This is a genomic window from Streptomyces sp. NPDC107528 (genome assembly GCF_055639295.1).
This window is the reverse complement of sequence record NZ_JBVKAV010000003.1, coordinates 542,654-555,540: the sequence shown is the minus strand read 5'-3', so window position 1 is coordinate 555,540 and position 12,887 is coordinate 542,654. Positions and strand designations below refer to the sequence as shown.

At 71.0% G+C, this 12,887-nt stretch carries 11 protein-coding genes and 1 pseudogene; 6 read left to right on the top strand and 6 right to left on the bottom strand.

Annotation, left to right across the window (positions count from 1 at the left end):
* The first annotated feature begins 5 nt into the window (after window positions 1–5).
* From ACZ7L5_RS12360 to ACZ7L5_RS12350, 3 genes are all read left to right on the top strand, one after another.
* Window positions 6–1,709 (top strand): BCCT family transporter, encoded by a 1,704-nt coding sequence (locus ACZ7L5_RS12360; protein WP_363042970.1) that lies wholly within the window; start codon window positions 6–8, stop codon window positions 1,707–1,709.
* A gap of 170 nt (window positions 1,710–1,879) precedes the next feature.
* Window positions 1,880–2,902 carry an oxidoreductase gene (locus tag ACZ7L5_RS12355; RefSeq protein WP_365053384.1) on the top strand — a complete coding sequence of 341 codons (1,023 nt, stop codon included), beginning with the start codon at window positions 1,880–1,882 and terminating at the stop codon, window positions 2,900–2,902.
* Between the two features lie 80 nt (window positions 2,903–2,982).
* Window positions 2,983–4,623, top strand: coding sequence for an ABC-F family ATP-binding cassette domain-containing protein (locus ACZ7L5_RS12350; protein ID WP_471516546.1), 1,641 nt, complete (start codon window positions 2,983–2,985; stop codon window positions 4,621–4,623).
* On the opposite strand, the gene ACZ7L5_RS12345 is transcribed toward ACZ7L5_RS12350, so the two are convergent.
* The 4 genes from ACZ7L5_RS12345 to ACZ7L5_RS12330 all read right to left on the bottom strand — a co-directional run bounded on the left by ACZ7L5_RS12345 (window position 4,620) and on the right by ACZ7L5_RS12330 (window position 8,892).
* Window positions 4,620–5,195, bottom strand: coding sequence for a putative glycolipid-binding domain-containing protein (locus ACZ7L5_RS12345; protein WP_471516545.1), 576 nt, complete (start codon window positions 5,193–5,195; stop codon window positions 4,620–4,622). The two genes, ACZ7L5_RS12350 and ACZ7L5_RS12345, sit on opposite strands and share 4 nt — an antisense overlap.
* A gap of 82 nt (window positions 5,196–5,277) precedes the next feature.
* Window positions 5,278–7,653: a Tex family protein gene (locus ACZ7L5_RS12340; RefSeq protein ID WP_471516544.1), complete on the bottom strand. Its 2,376-nt coding sequence runs from the start codon at window positions 7,651–7,653 to the stop codon at window positions 5,278–5,280.
* Between the two features lie 123 nt (window positions 7,654–7,776).
* Window positions 7,777–7,908: an LPFR motif small protein gene (locus tag ACZ7L5_RS12335; RefSeq protein ID WP_010042827.1), complete on the bottom strand. Its 132-nt coding sequence runs from the start codon at window positions 7,906–7,908 to the stop codon at window positions 7,777–7,779.
* 114 nt (window positions 7,909–8,022) lie between these two features.
* Complete coding sequence (locus ACZ7L5_RS12330) at window positions 8,023–8,892, bottom strand: SCO6745 family protein (protein WP_471516543.1); 870 nt, start codon at window positions 8,890–8,892, stop codon at window positions 8,023–8,025.
* Window positions 8,893–9,005: 113 nt separating this feature from the next.
* Here ACZ7L5_RS12330 and ACZ7L5_RS12325 point away from each other — a divergent pair, with 113 nt between their 5' ends.
* Window positions 9,006–9,965 carry a GlxA family transcriptional regulator gene (locus tag ACZ7L5_RS12325; protein WP_363042980.1) on the top strand — a complete coding sequence of 320 codons (960 nt, stop codon included), beginning with the start codon at window positions 9,006–9,008 and terminating at the stop codon, window positions 9,963–9,965.
* A gap of 47 nt (window positions 9,966–10,012) precedes the next feature.
* A pseudogene (locus ACZ7L5_RS12320) lies at window positions 10,013–10,649 on the top strand (DJ-1/PfpI family protein).
* Here the strand turns inward: ACZ7L5_RS12320 and ACZ7L5_RS12315 are convergent.
* Window positions 10,636–11,391 carry an enoyl-CoA hydratase/isomerase family protein gene (locus tag ACZ7L5_RS12315; protein WP_471516542.1) on the bottom strand — a complete coding sequence of 252 codons (756 nt, stop codon included), beginning with the start codon at window positions 11,389–11,391 and terminating at the stop codon, window positions 10,636–10,638. The pseudogene ACZ7L5_RS12320 and the gene ACZ7L5_RS12315 overlap by 14 nt on opposite strands.
* A 297-nt stretch (window positions 11,392–11,688) precedes the next feature.
* Here ACZ7L5_RS12315 and ACZ7L5_RS12310 point away from each other — a divergent pair, with 297 nt between their 5' ends.
* A complete protein-coding gene (locus tag ACZ7L5_RS12310; protein WP_362382030.1) occupies window positions 11,689–12,198 on the top strand; it encodes an ATP-binding protein in 510 nt (169 codons plus the stop codon).
* Between the two features lie 27 nt (window positions 12,199–12,225).
* Here the strand turns inward: ACZ7L5_RS12310 and idi are convergent, their stop codons facing one another.
* Window positions 12,226–12,819, bottom strand: a complete 594-nt coding sequence (gene idi, locus ACZ7L5_RS12305) for an isopentenyl-diphosphate Delta-isomerase (protein WP_471516541.1) — start codon at window positions 12,817–12,819, stop codon at window positions 12,226–12,228.
* Window positions 12,820–12,887 lie beyond the last annotated feature (68 nt).

Here is a 12,887-nt window from a genome sequence, read left to right as displayed (position 1 = left end):
CGCTGATGACTGACGATCTTAAGAAGAGAGGTGGCCGGGAAGGCCCTGCGGACGACTCCGGCCACCGCAGCACCGACCGAGTGGTGTTCGGCGTCACCGCCGTCATCACCCTGGCCTTCGTGATCTGGGGCTGGGCAGCCACGGACTCGCTGGAGAGCGTGTCCACGAAGATGCTCAACGGCCTGATCCACAATGGCGGCTGGGCCTTCATGCTCGCCGCCTCCTGCTTCGTGGTCTTCGCCCTGTGGCTGGCGATCAGCCGCTACGGCCGCATCCACCTCGGCGCCGAGGGTGAGGAACCCGAGTTCAAGACGGTGTCCTGGGTCGCGATGATGTTCAGCGCGGGCATGGGTATCGGACTGATGTTCTATGGCGTGAGTGAGCCGCTCTCGCATTACAACACCCCACCGCCCGGCACCACCCCCGCCGACTCCGCCGAGCGCATGGAGACGGCGATGGCCACCACCCTCTTCCACTGGACGCTGCACCCCTGGGCGATCTACGCGGTGGTCGGCCTCGCCATCGCCTACAGCACCTTCCGCAAGCGCCGGCGCCAGACCATCAGCGCGGTGTTCACGCCGCTGATCGGTGAGAAGCACGCCAACGGTGCCGGGGGACGGGTAATCGACATTCTCGCGATCATCGCCACCGTCTTCGGCTCCGCGGCCTCCCTCGGTCTCGGCGCGCTCCAGATCGGCTCCGGCTTCCAGGAGCTGGACTGGATGGACGACGTGAGCGAGGGCCTGCTCGTCGCCATCATCGCCGTACTGACCCTGGCCTTCGTTCTCTCGGCCGTCTCCGGCATCGAGCGGGGCATTCAGTGGCTGTCCAACACCAACATGGTGCTCGCCCTGATCCTCGCGGTCTTCGTGTTCATCGCGGGCCCCACGATCATCGTGCTCGACCTGCTGCCCACCTCGATCTTCGCCTACCTGGGCGATCTGCCCCAGCTCGCCGGCCGCACCGAGGCCAGCGGCGGCGAGGGAGTCGCGGACTGGCTCGGCAGCTGGACCGTCTTCTACTGGGCCTGGTGGATCTCCTGGACGCCCTTCGTGGGCATGTTCATCGCGCGCATCAGCCGCGGGCGCACCATCCGGCAGTTCGTCGGCGGTGTCATCCTCGTGCCCAGCACCGTCAGCCTGATCTGGTTCGCGATCTTCGGCGGTACGGCGATGAAGCTGAAGGAGGGCGGCGCACTCGGCGGTGAGGAGACCCCGGAGGGTCAACTCTTCGCCGTGCTCCAGGAGTTCCCGATCGCGACCGTCACCAGCCTGCTGGTGATGATCCTGGTCGGCATCTTCTTCGTCTCGGGTGCCGACGCCGCGTCCATCGTGATGGGCACGCTGTCCCAGAAGGGCGCACTGGAACCCGGCCGGTTCGTCGTCGTGTTCTGGGGTGTGGTGACCGGAGCCGTCGCGGCCATCATGCTGCTCGTCGGCAGCGGTCAGGGCGACGCGCTCACCGGCCTGCAGAACCTCACGATCCTGGCCGCCGCGCCGTTCGTCCTCGTGATGATCGGCATGTGCGTCGCACTCGTGCGCGACCTGCGCCGGGACCCGATCATCGTGCGCACCGAGATGGGCTCGGAAGCCGTCGAACTCGCCGTGATCGAGGGCCACAAGAAGTACGACGGAGACTTCGAGATCAGGGTCGGCCCGGGCGCCGGCACCGAGACGGAGGGCGACCCGCTGGGCCACGACCACGGCTGAGCGGTACGCACGCAGGCGGGAGGAGGCGAGCCGGAGGGCCGCCCCCTCCCGCCTGCCTCGTCCGGGCGGGCCACGCATCCGGTCGGTCGCCTGTTCGCAGTCATCCAGGGACGTAAGCGGAATATGTCATGCCGCGCTCATATCGGTCCCGCCCTGGGGATACTCACAGCATGTCTGCCGAGTACGCGACCTTCGGCCTGGCACCGGCGATGCGTGCCGGTGGCGTCCTCGCCAACGGTGACTACCAGGTGCACCGGGACTTCGTGGACTTCATCGTCGACGGACGCCCGCTGCTGTTCCAGCTGTCCGACCTCGACGCCGTCTCCCCGCTCGCCTCCGACGTGCCACCCGCCATCTTCACCGCGCAGGTCCGCAGCCTGCTGCTGGAGGCGGAGGCCCCGCTTCCGGGCGGCCGCTATGTCATCTATGGCTGCCCCGAATGCGAGGACCTCGCCTGCGGAGCGGTCACCGCGCTCATCGACAAGGAGGGCGACGACTACATCTGGCGGGACTTCGCCTGGCAGACCGACGAACACGCCGACCTGGAGCTCAACGGCTACCACGGCATCGGACCCTTCCGCTTCCACTGCGCCGAGTACCGCTCGGCCCTGGGCTCCCTGCTCGACGGCGACTCCGAGGCACCGCGCCGCCGGGTCCTGCTCATCGGCGCCCGCGTCGCCCTCCTGGCCAAGCTCGCCGCCGCCCTGCGCACCATCGGCATCGGCGCCGAGATCACCGATGACGTGAGTGGCGTCGCCGTCGACGAACTGCGCACCTACGGCGCCGTCGCCTTCGGCCGTGGCATCGGCGAGGAGCAGCGTGCGGCCGCACGCCGTGCCTTCACGGAGGCCGGAGTCGACGTGGCGTATGTCGACGGCCTCGCGCCGATCGTGCCGTTGCTGGTCGCACAGATCGAACACGCCCTGGACCGCAGCCCGGTCGAACAGCGGCGCCTGACCCGTCTGGTGGCCGCCGACGGCGAGGCGGGTGTCGAGGTCACCTCGCCCTGCCGCGTCCAGCTCACCGCGTACCGCGTCGACCGCCTCTACCGCACCCACACCCACGAGGTCTTCGACGGCGTCCTGGAACCGGGCCGCCACCGCATCGCGCTGGACGCGAAAGCAGTGAAGGGAGAGGCGTTCGTGGTGGCGCGGACCTCGGGGGGTGTACTGGTGGAGGCGATGGCGCGGTGAGGGCGTACGGGCTCTCGGAGGCGCCGGCCCGCTGAGACGAAGGTGAACGCGGCCCTGCGCGGGGGCTAGGATCGCGCTCTGTGAGTGCCACCCTCGTCGCCAAGAACCTCGCCGCCGGTCACGGCGACCGTTCCCTGTTCAGCGGGCTCGACCTCGTCGTGGCGCCCGGAGATGTGATCGGCCTGGTCGGAGCCAACGGCGCGGGCAAGTCCACGCTGCTGCGCCTGCTCGCCGGGCTGACCGCACCGGAGGAGGGCGAGCTGCGGCTGTCCCCGCCGACCGCGACCGTCGGTCACCTCCCGCAGGAGCCCGAGCGGCGCCCCGGCGAGACCGTACGGGAGTTCCTGGCCCGGCGCACGGGAGTCGCCGAGGCCCAGCGCGCCATGGACGAGGCGACTCAGGCCCTCGTCGACGGGGCACCGGGCGCCGACGACGCGTACGCGACGAGCCTGGAGCGCTGGCTCGGTCTCGGCGGCGCCGACCTCGACGAGCGTGCCGAGGAGACCGCCGACTCACTGGGCCTGGCCGTGGACCTGGACCAGCCGATGACCTCCCTGTCCGGCGGCCAGGCGGCCCGCGCCGGCCTCGCCTCGCTGCTCCTGTCCCGCTACGACGTCTTCCTGCTCGACGAGCCGACGAACGACCTGGACCTCGACGGTCTGGAGCGCCTGGAGCGGTTCGTCGGCGGCCTGCGCGCCGGCACCGTGGTCGTCAGCCACGACCGCGAGTTCCTCACCCGCACGGTGACCAAGGTCCTCGAACTGGACCTCGCCCAGCAGCAGATCAACCTCTACGGCGGCGGCTACGAGGCCTACCTGGAGGAGCGCGACGTGGCCCGCCGCCACGCCCGCGACGACTACGAGGAGTACGCCGACAAGAAGGCCGCCCTCCAGGACCGCGCACAGACCCAGCGCGCCTGGATGGACAAGGGCGTGAAGAACGCGCGGCGCAAGGCGAGCAACGACAACGACAAGATCGGCCGCAAGTTCCGCAGCGAGGCCAGCGAGAAGCAGGCCGCGAAGGCCCGCCAGACCCAGCGCATGATCGAGCGCCTGGATGTCGTCGACGAACCGCGCAAGGAGTGGGAACTGCGCATGGAGATCGCCTCGGCACCGCGTTCGGGCGCGGTGGTCGCGACCCTGCGCGACGCCGAGGTGCGACGCGGCGCCTTCAGCCTCGGCCCGGTGTCCCTGCAGATCGACTGGGCGGACCGGGTGGCCGTCACCGGCGCCAACGGCGCGGGCAAGTCGACGCTGCTGGGCGCCCTGCTGGGCCGTATCCCCCTCACCGCCGGACAGTCGGCGCTCGGCTCCGGCGTCCTGATCGGCGAGGTCGACCAGGCCCGCAAACTCTTCCACGGGGACGAGTCCCTGCTGGACGCCTTCTGCGCCGCGGTCCCGGACACCGAACCGGCGGAAGTCCGCACCCTCCTGGCCAAGTTCGGTCTGAAGGCGGACCATGTCCTGCGCTCCGCGGCCACCCTCTCCCCGGGCGAACGCACCCGGGCCGCGCTGGCGCTTCTGCAGGGCCGGGGCGTCAACCTCCTGGTCCTCGACGAGCCGACCAACCACCTCGACCTGCCGGCCATCGAGCAACTGGAAGCGGCACTGGACGCCTACGAGGGCACGCTGCTCCTGGTCACCCACGACCGCCGCATGCTCGACGCGGTCCATGTCACGCGCCGCCTGGAGGTCGCCGACGGCAAGGTGACCGAGCGCTAGCGACGGGCTCCGCCGCCGGATCGAGCGAGTCGGCCGGCCAGCTCCGGGTAGTCGACGACCAAGCCGTCGTCGTCGAACTCGATGTCGCTGCGGAAGTCTCCGGAGGCGAAGCGAACCAGGTTGCGCCCCAGGTGCGTGTAGGTCTGCCGGGACGGCAGGACCGCCAGGTCGGGCACCGACACCCACGCCATCAGGAACTCCCGTTCCCCGGGCGACAGACGGAGCCCGTGCCGCAGCACCGGCATCGTGTTGGTCAGCGGGCACAGGCCCAGGTCGCAGTCGAGGGCGCCGTCGACGTCGGGCAGATGCTCACCGTCGGCCGTCCACCGGCCCGCTCCGTCGTGCCGCAGGTCGAGCGTGCGGGTGCCGTCCGCGGACTCGGCGGTGACGCGCAGCCGACGCGTCACGAAGCCGTCCGCCGTGTCGAGTTCGTACGAGATCCAGTACGGCTCCGGCGTCGTCCCTACGGCTCGGCCGCGGGCTCGCAGGGCATCGTCGCCGAGCTCGGCCCACGCGGTCTCGATGCCCTTGCTCCCCGACACCGCCCAGGTGATGACACGCGACTTCGGCATGCCGTCAGCCTAAGGGCGAACGGGCCCGGACCCTCCGTGTCACATCCGTGTCGTGCGGAGAGTCCGGGCCCTGCGTGTCGTGTCAGCGCTTGCCCTTCGGGTCGACCAGACCCGCGCGGCGCAGGGCGTCGGCCATGGCGCTGTTCGACGGAGGCGGTGCCTGGCGCGAGCCACCTCCGCCACCGCCACCGCCGCCGCGGCCCTGGCGCTGCTGGGGCGGCCGCCCGCCCCGCTGCCGGCGCTCGCCGCCGCCCCCGCCCTGCTGGGCCTGGGGAGCGGCCTCGTCGTCGAGGCGCAGGGTCAGGGAGATCCGCTTGCGCGGGATGTCGACGTCGAGGACCTTCACCTTGACGATGTCACCGGGCTTGACCACGTCCCTCGGGTCCTTGACGAAGGTCTTCGACATCGCGGAGACGTGCACCAGCCCGTCCTGGTGGACACCGACGTCCACGAACGCCCCGAAGGCCGCCACGTTCGTCACGACGCCCTCCAGGACCATCCCGGACGCCAGGTCGGCGATCTTCTCGACGCCCTCCTTGAAGGTGGCCGTCTTGAAGGCGGGACGCGGGTCGCGCCCGGGCTTCTCCAGCTCCTTCAGGATGTCCGTGACGGTCGGCAGACCGAACGTCTCGTCGACGTAGTCGTTGGGCTTCAGCGACCGCAGCACGCTCGTGTTGCCGACGAGTGCGGCGACCTCCTGGCCCGACGTCTTCACCATCCGCCGGACCACCGGGTACGCCTCGGGGTGCACGCTGGACGCGTCCAGCGGGTCGTCGCCGCCGCGGATGCGCAGGAAGCCCGCGCACTGCTCGTACGCCTTCGGGCCGAGCCGTGCCACGTTCTTCAGCTGCGAGCGGGACTTGAACGGGCCGTTCGCGTCGCGGTGGGACACGATGTTCTCGGCGAGTCCGGAGGTGATGCCGGAGACACGCGAGAGCAGCGGTGCGGAGGCGGTGTTGACGTCGACGCCGACGCCGTTCACACAGTCCTCCACCACCGCGTCCAGCGAGCGCGACAGCTTCACCTCGGACAGGTCGTGCTGGTACTGGCCGACGCCGATCGACTTCGGGTCGATCTTCACCAGCTCGGCGAGCGGGTCCTGGAGCCTGCGCGCGATGGAGACCGCGCCGCGCAGCGACACGTCCATGTCGGGCAGTTCCTGGGACGCGAAGGCGGAGGCCGAGTACACCGAGGCGCCGGCCTCGGACACCATCACCTTGGTGAGCTGCAACTCCGGGTGCTTGGTGATCAGTTCACCGGCGAGCTTGTCCGTCTCGCGTGACGCCGTGCCGTTGCCGATCGCGACCAGTTCGACCGCGTGCTCCTTCGCCAGTCGCGCGAGCTTGGCGATCGCCTCGTCCCACTTGTTCGCCGGGACGTGCGGATGGATCACGTCGGTGGCCACCACCTTGCCGGTGGCGTCGACGACGGCGACCTTCACACCCGTACGGAAGCCGGGGTCCAGGCCCAGCGTCGCGCGCGTGCCCGCCGGGGCGGCGAGCAGTAGGTCGCGGAGGTTGGCCGCGAACACGCCCACGGCCTCGTCCTCGGCGGCCGTGCGCAGGCGCAGCCGCAGGTCGATGCCGAGGTGAACGAGGATGCGGGTCCGCCAGGCCCAGCGGACCGTGTCCTTCAGCCACTTGTCGCCGGGGCGGCCGCGGTCGGCGATCGCGAACTTGTGGGCGACGATGCCCTCGTACGACGAGGGCCCCTCGGTGGGCTCCTCCGGCTCCAGGACGAGGTCGAGGACCTCCTCCTTCTCGCCGCGCAGCATCGCCAGGATGCGGTGCGACGGCAGGTCGGTGAACGGCTCGGCGAAGTCGAAGTAGTCCGCGAACTTCGCGCCCGCCTCCTCCTTGCCCTCCCGCACCTTGGCGGCCAGCCGGCCGCGGCCCCACATGCGCTCGCGCAGCTCGCCGATCAGGTCGGCGTCCTCCGAGAACCGCTCCGTGAGGATCGCCCGGGCGCCGTCCAGGGCGGCCTGCGGCTCGGCCACGCCCTTGTCGGCGTCCACGAACGCCGCCGCGGCGGCCAGGGGGTCGACCGTCGGGTCGCCGAGCAGACCCTCGGCGAGGGGCTCCAGGCCGGCCTCGCGGGCGATCTGCGCCTTGGTCCTGCGCTTCGGCTTGAACGGCAGATAGATGTCCTCGAGCCGCGCCTTCGTCTCGGCGCCGCGGATCCGGGCCTCCAACTCCTCGGTCAGCTTGCCCTGCTCACGCACCGACTCGAGGATCGCCGTGCGCCGCTCCTCCAGCTCCCGCAGATAGCGCAGCCGCTCCTCGAGCGTGCGCAGCTGCGCATCGTCGAGCATCTCGGTCGCTTCTTTGCGATAGCGGGCGATGAAGGGCACCGTCGAACCGCCGTCGAGCAGCTCCACGGCAGCCTTCACCTGCCGCTCTCGTACGCCGAGCTCCGCGGCGATCCTGTCTTCGATGGACCCTACGAGGGGTGTCGTCACGATCCCGTCCCGCCTTCTCACTGAGGTTGCGCGGCAATTGTGGCAGGTAGCACCGACAACCGGGGATCAGGGCGGCGACCCGGCCAGGTCGTGGCGGGTCGCGGGCCGGGCGGCGGGACGAAATCAGACCCTGCGGCTGCGCGTGCTGCTGGAGGCTCCGCCGAAGAGCCGAGCGAGAGCGCGGAACGGCAGCGTGACGACGGTCGCGATGGCGCCACCGATCTGGCGCAGTACGTCTGCGATTGCACGGAACACGTGATCACCCTTCCTTGTGGTTGGAGACCCCGAGTACCGCAGCTCGGCCCGGCTATGCAGCGTGATCCGAATGCCTTGTGCAGCCGGTTGTCCCAGCCCGGCCGGCGCAGGCGATCAGGACTTGCCGAGGAGGTCCTCGGGGAACGCCCCCGCCGCCACCACCGCGCGGGTGAACCCCGTGGCGAGTTCCGTGAGGCGGGCGACCCGCTCCGCGCCGAGGCGTTCGTACGGAGCCCGGTCGAGGCGGTCCGTCTCGGACTCGATGCGTTCGCGCAGGGCGACGCCCGCCGGGGTGAGGTCACCCGTGTCGTCCAGGAGGCCGCGCTCGCGCAGGCGGTCGGACGCCGCGTCCCAGTCCTCCCGGGTCCAGCCGCGCGTGCTGCACACCCACTTGGGCGTCATGCCCTTGCCGGTCGCCGTGTGGGTCACCACGGCTTCGAGGCCGTCGAGTCCCTCGGACATCAGTACGGCGAGGTGCCCGTCACCCCGGTGCTCGCGCAGCAGCGTCGTGGCGTGGAAGTACGCCAGGTGGGTCTCCTCGGGGACCGGCAGGTCAGCGTGCGCCGAGTACAGGGGCCGGGCGCTGCGGGAACAGGCCTCGGTGGCCTGGAGCGCCAGGTGCGCGGCCTCCGCCATCTCCGGGGACGTCACCGCCTCCTCGCCCAGCAGCCGACGCAGAGCCGCGTCGACCGCACGCGCGCGTGCCGCCAGTACGTCCTGCGGGGACGCGATCGCCCAGACCGCCGGTACGTGCCGGGCCACCAGGTCGTACTTGTAGTTGTAGAACGTCGCCGTCACCGCACCGGCCCCGACCGGGCCCAGCGCGGCCGCCCTGACCGCGAAGTTGACGGCCCGGGGGTGCGTGATCCCGAGGTCGCCCAGCTCCTTCCCCGTCTCGGGGGCGAAGTAGGACGTGGAGTGCAGGGAGTTGAGCATGTTGTGGCAGCGGCGGGCGGCACGCGGTTCCAGGGCGGAAGTAGTCATGCCCGGCACGTTACCAACCGCTTGGTACGTGATTCGTGCGGATCCGCAGCGTGGCAGGAAAGGAGGGGTCCTCGTCATTGCGGACATGCGGCCGCTCTCGAAGAATTGATGGCATGGCGCAGCGAACCGTCCTCTTCGTCCTCTTCGACGGCGTACAGAGTCTCGACGTGACCGGCCCGCTGGAGGTCTTCGCGGGAGCCGAGAAGCACCGCGCGGGCACCTATCGCATCCGCACGGCCTCCCTGGACGGCGCCCCCGTCCGCACGTCCAGCCACCTGACCGTCGTACCGGACGAGTCCCTCACCGACGTCTCCGAGCCGCACACACTGCTCGTCCCGGGCGGTGAGGGCACGCGCGGTCCTCAGCCGGGGCTGACCGACTGGCTGCGCGAGCACGGACCCCGCGCCGAGCGTCTGGTGTCCGTCTGCACCGGCGCGATCCTGCTCGCCGCCGCCGGTCTGCTGGACGGCCGCCGCGCCACGACCCACTGGGCGTACTGCGACAAGCTCGCCCGTGACCACCCGGCCGTGGAGGTCGACCCGGACCCCATCTACGTACGGGACGGGCGGGTCGCCACCTCCGCCGGTGTCACCTCCGGCATCGACCTCGCGCTCGCCCTGGTCGAGGAGGACCTGGGCCGGGACGTTGCCCTCGGAATCGCCCGCCACCTGGTGGTCTTCCTGCGCCGGCCGGGAAACCAGGCCCAGTTCAGCGCGCAGCTCGCCGCCCAGACCGCCCAGCGCGAGCCCCTGCGGGAGGTCCAGCGCTGGATCACCGAGCACCCCGACGCCGACCTGACCGTCGAGACGCTCGCCGCCCGCGCCAGCCTCTCCGCGCGCCATTTCGCCCGCGCCTTCCAGTCCGAGACCGGCATGACCCCCGGCCGCTATGTGGACCGGGTCCGGCTCGAACACGCCCGGCGCCTCCTGGAGGACACGAGCGACGGCATCGAGGAGATCTCCCGGGCCAGTGGCTACGGCACGCCCGAGGCCATGCGGCGCGCCTTCGTCAAGACGCTCGGGGCGGCCCCGATCGAGTACCGCCGCCGGTTCCGCCCGGTGCCCGCCGGCTGACTCCCTTGAGTTTCCTTCCGATGAGTTTCCTTCCGAAAGGACGAACCATGCAGATCGCGATGGTCTTGTACGACCGCTTCACCGCCCTCGACATCGTCGGACCGTACGAGGCGTTTGAGCCGCCTCCCGGACGTCCGGGTCGACTTCGTCGCCGAGTCCGCGGGACCGGTGCGTGCCGACACGGGGTTCCTCGCCCTCTCCGCCGACAAGGCCCTGGCCGACGTACCGCACCCCGATGTCGTCGTCGTGCCGGGCGGACCCGGGACGTTCGCCGAGGTCGAGAACGAGGCCTTCCTGGAGTGGCTCAGGACCGCCGACGCCACCAGCACCTGGACGACCTCCGTCTGCAGCGGCTCGTTGCTCCTCGGCGCCGCGGGCCTCCTGGAGGGCCGCCGCGCCACCTCGCACTGGCTCACCCTGGACTTCCTGCCGCAGTACGGTGCCGAACCCACGGGCGAGCGGGTCGTACCGGACGGCAAGTACATCACCGCGGCCGGTGTCTCCTCCGGCATCGACATGGGCCTGACCCTGGTCGGGAAGATCGCCGGCGACGAACACGCCCAGGCCGTCCAGCTGCTCACCGAGTACGACCCGCAGCCGCCCTACGACGCCGGCTCGCCGCAGAAGGCGCCCGCGCACCTCGTCGAGGAGTTCCGTACGAACAGCCGCTTCAGCCTGATGTAGGCACGTTCCAGGTGAAACGCGGCTGCCTGCGCTCCAGGAACGCGGCGACGCCCTCCGCGGTGTCGCCGCTTGCGCGCGCCTGCTCCGCCCAGTGATCGTCGCGGTCGGTGCGCCCGTCCGCGAACTCCTTGGCCGCGGCCTGCGTCAGCTGCGAGCGGGAGGCGAGGATCCGGGTGAACTCAGCCACCCGCTTGCCGAGTTCGCCCTCGGGCAGCACCTCGTCCACCAGGCCCGTACCCAGGGCCCGCTCCGTGCCGATCAACTCGCCCGAGAACAGCAGGTACTTGGTGGCGGCCGGGCCCACCAGCGCTGCCAACCGGCGCGTGGAGGAGGCCGGATACACGATTCCGAGCTTCGCCGGCGTCACCCCGAACAGCGACCCCTCCTCGGCGAACCGCAGATCGCACGCAGCCGCCAGCTGCGACCCGCCGCCCACGCAGTGCCCCCGGACCGCCGCCAGCGTCGGCTTCGGAAAGGCCGCCAGCGCCTCCTCGGCGGCCACCGCCAGCCCCTGAGCCTCCTGCGGCGAGCCCTGGAGCGTGGAGATGTCGGCGCCCGCGCAGAACGTCCTGCCCTCACCGGTGAGCACCAGCGCCCGTACGCCCGGATCGGCGGCCAAGGTGCCGAGCAGCGGCGGCAGCGCCCGCCACATCGCGGCCGTCATGGCGTTGCGCTTGGCCGGATGGTGGATGACGACGGTGGCCACCGAGTCGGTGACGCTGTGCAGCAGCTGGGGCTCCATGCGGCGGATGCTATCCGGCCCCGCCGAACGGCGATCAGGAAGGGGCGTTCGGCCGGCTCACGGCCCAGGGACGAGCGGAACGAGCCGGACGGCGGGGGCGCCAAACCCGTACAACCCGAATAGTTCGTGAAGTCGGCACAAGCGGCGTCGGAGTGGTCCCACAACTGACCGTGTCATACGCCAACGATCAGAAACGCTCGATACCTGCTGACTTCTGTTCAGTACTACGGCGCGGACCTGTGCGTTACCAACACTCGACGTGTGGTGACAATCGAGCGCGAGGGTGGCGACCGGACGATGGAGAACCACGGGCGCGGGTCCGGCCCACGCCCAGCAGGCGGCGCGGACGAGCCCCTCGTCCAGCGGCCGCCGAATCCACTGCCGTACGAGGGTGTCTGGCGGTTCACCGCCCCGGCCGTCGACGCCTCGGTCCCGCAGGCCCGGCACGCCGTACGGGACCTGCTGTACCGCCAGGGCGTGCCGGTCCCCGACGATCTGGTCCAGGGGGTGTTGCTGATCGTGTCGGAGCTGGTCACGAACGCCGTCCGGCACGCGGCGCTGCTGTCGCCGACGCTCGCCGTGGAGGTCGCCGTCGGCGCCGAGTGGCTGCGGGTGTCCGTGGAGGACAACCACCCCTACCGCCCGACCGCCCTGGAGGCCGACCACGGCCAGACCGGCGGCCGAGGCCTGCTCCTGGTGCGCGAGGTGACGCGGGAGGCGGGCGGTGTGTGCGACGTCGAGCACACGGCGAGCGGCGGCAAGGTGATCTGGGCCGCCGTACCGCTCAAACCCGCGCGAGTGCCCTAGGCCCCGTCGGACCCGCGCCGGCCCTCGTCACCAACCGGCCGACGGGCCCGTCAGCTCCTTGACCGCGGGGCGGGCCGCGTCAAGCACGGTCATGAACCAGGACGAGAAGGTGTCCTTGGCGTGGCGCTCGGCCAGCTCGGCCGGCGTCACGAAGGCCGTCTCGCCGACCTCCTCCGGGTTCGGCCGCAGCGGCGACTGCACGAGTCCGACGAAGAGGTGGTTGTACTCCTGCTCCACCAGGCCCGAGTCCGGGTCCGGGTGGTTGTAGCGGACCGTGCCCGCCTCGGCGAGCAGTGACGGGGAGACGCCGAGTTCCTCGTGGGTGCGCCGCGCCGCGGCGGCGAAGGGCGCCTCGCCGGGGTAGGGGTGGCCGCAGCAGGTGTTGGACCAGACACCGGGGGAGTGGTACTTGCCGAGTGCCCGCTGCTGCAGCAGCAGCCGGCCCTGCTCGTCGAAGAGGAACACGGAGAAGGCGCGGTGCAACTGCCCGGGAGGCTGATGGGCGGCGAGCTTCTCGGCGGTGCCGATCGTCACACCGTTCTCGTCGACCAGTTCCAGCAAAATCGCGTCTGCGGCGCCGTTCGACGGACTGTGCGTCGCGGTGGCAGGTGTGATCGGCATACCCATCCTTCACTTCGGTCTTGCGCCCCAAGTGTGCCGTACGAATCCGGCACTCCCGGCAGTTGATC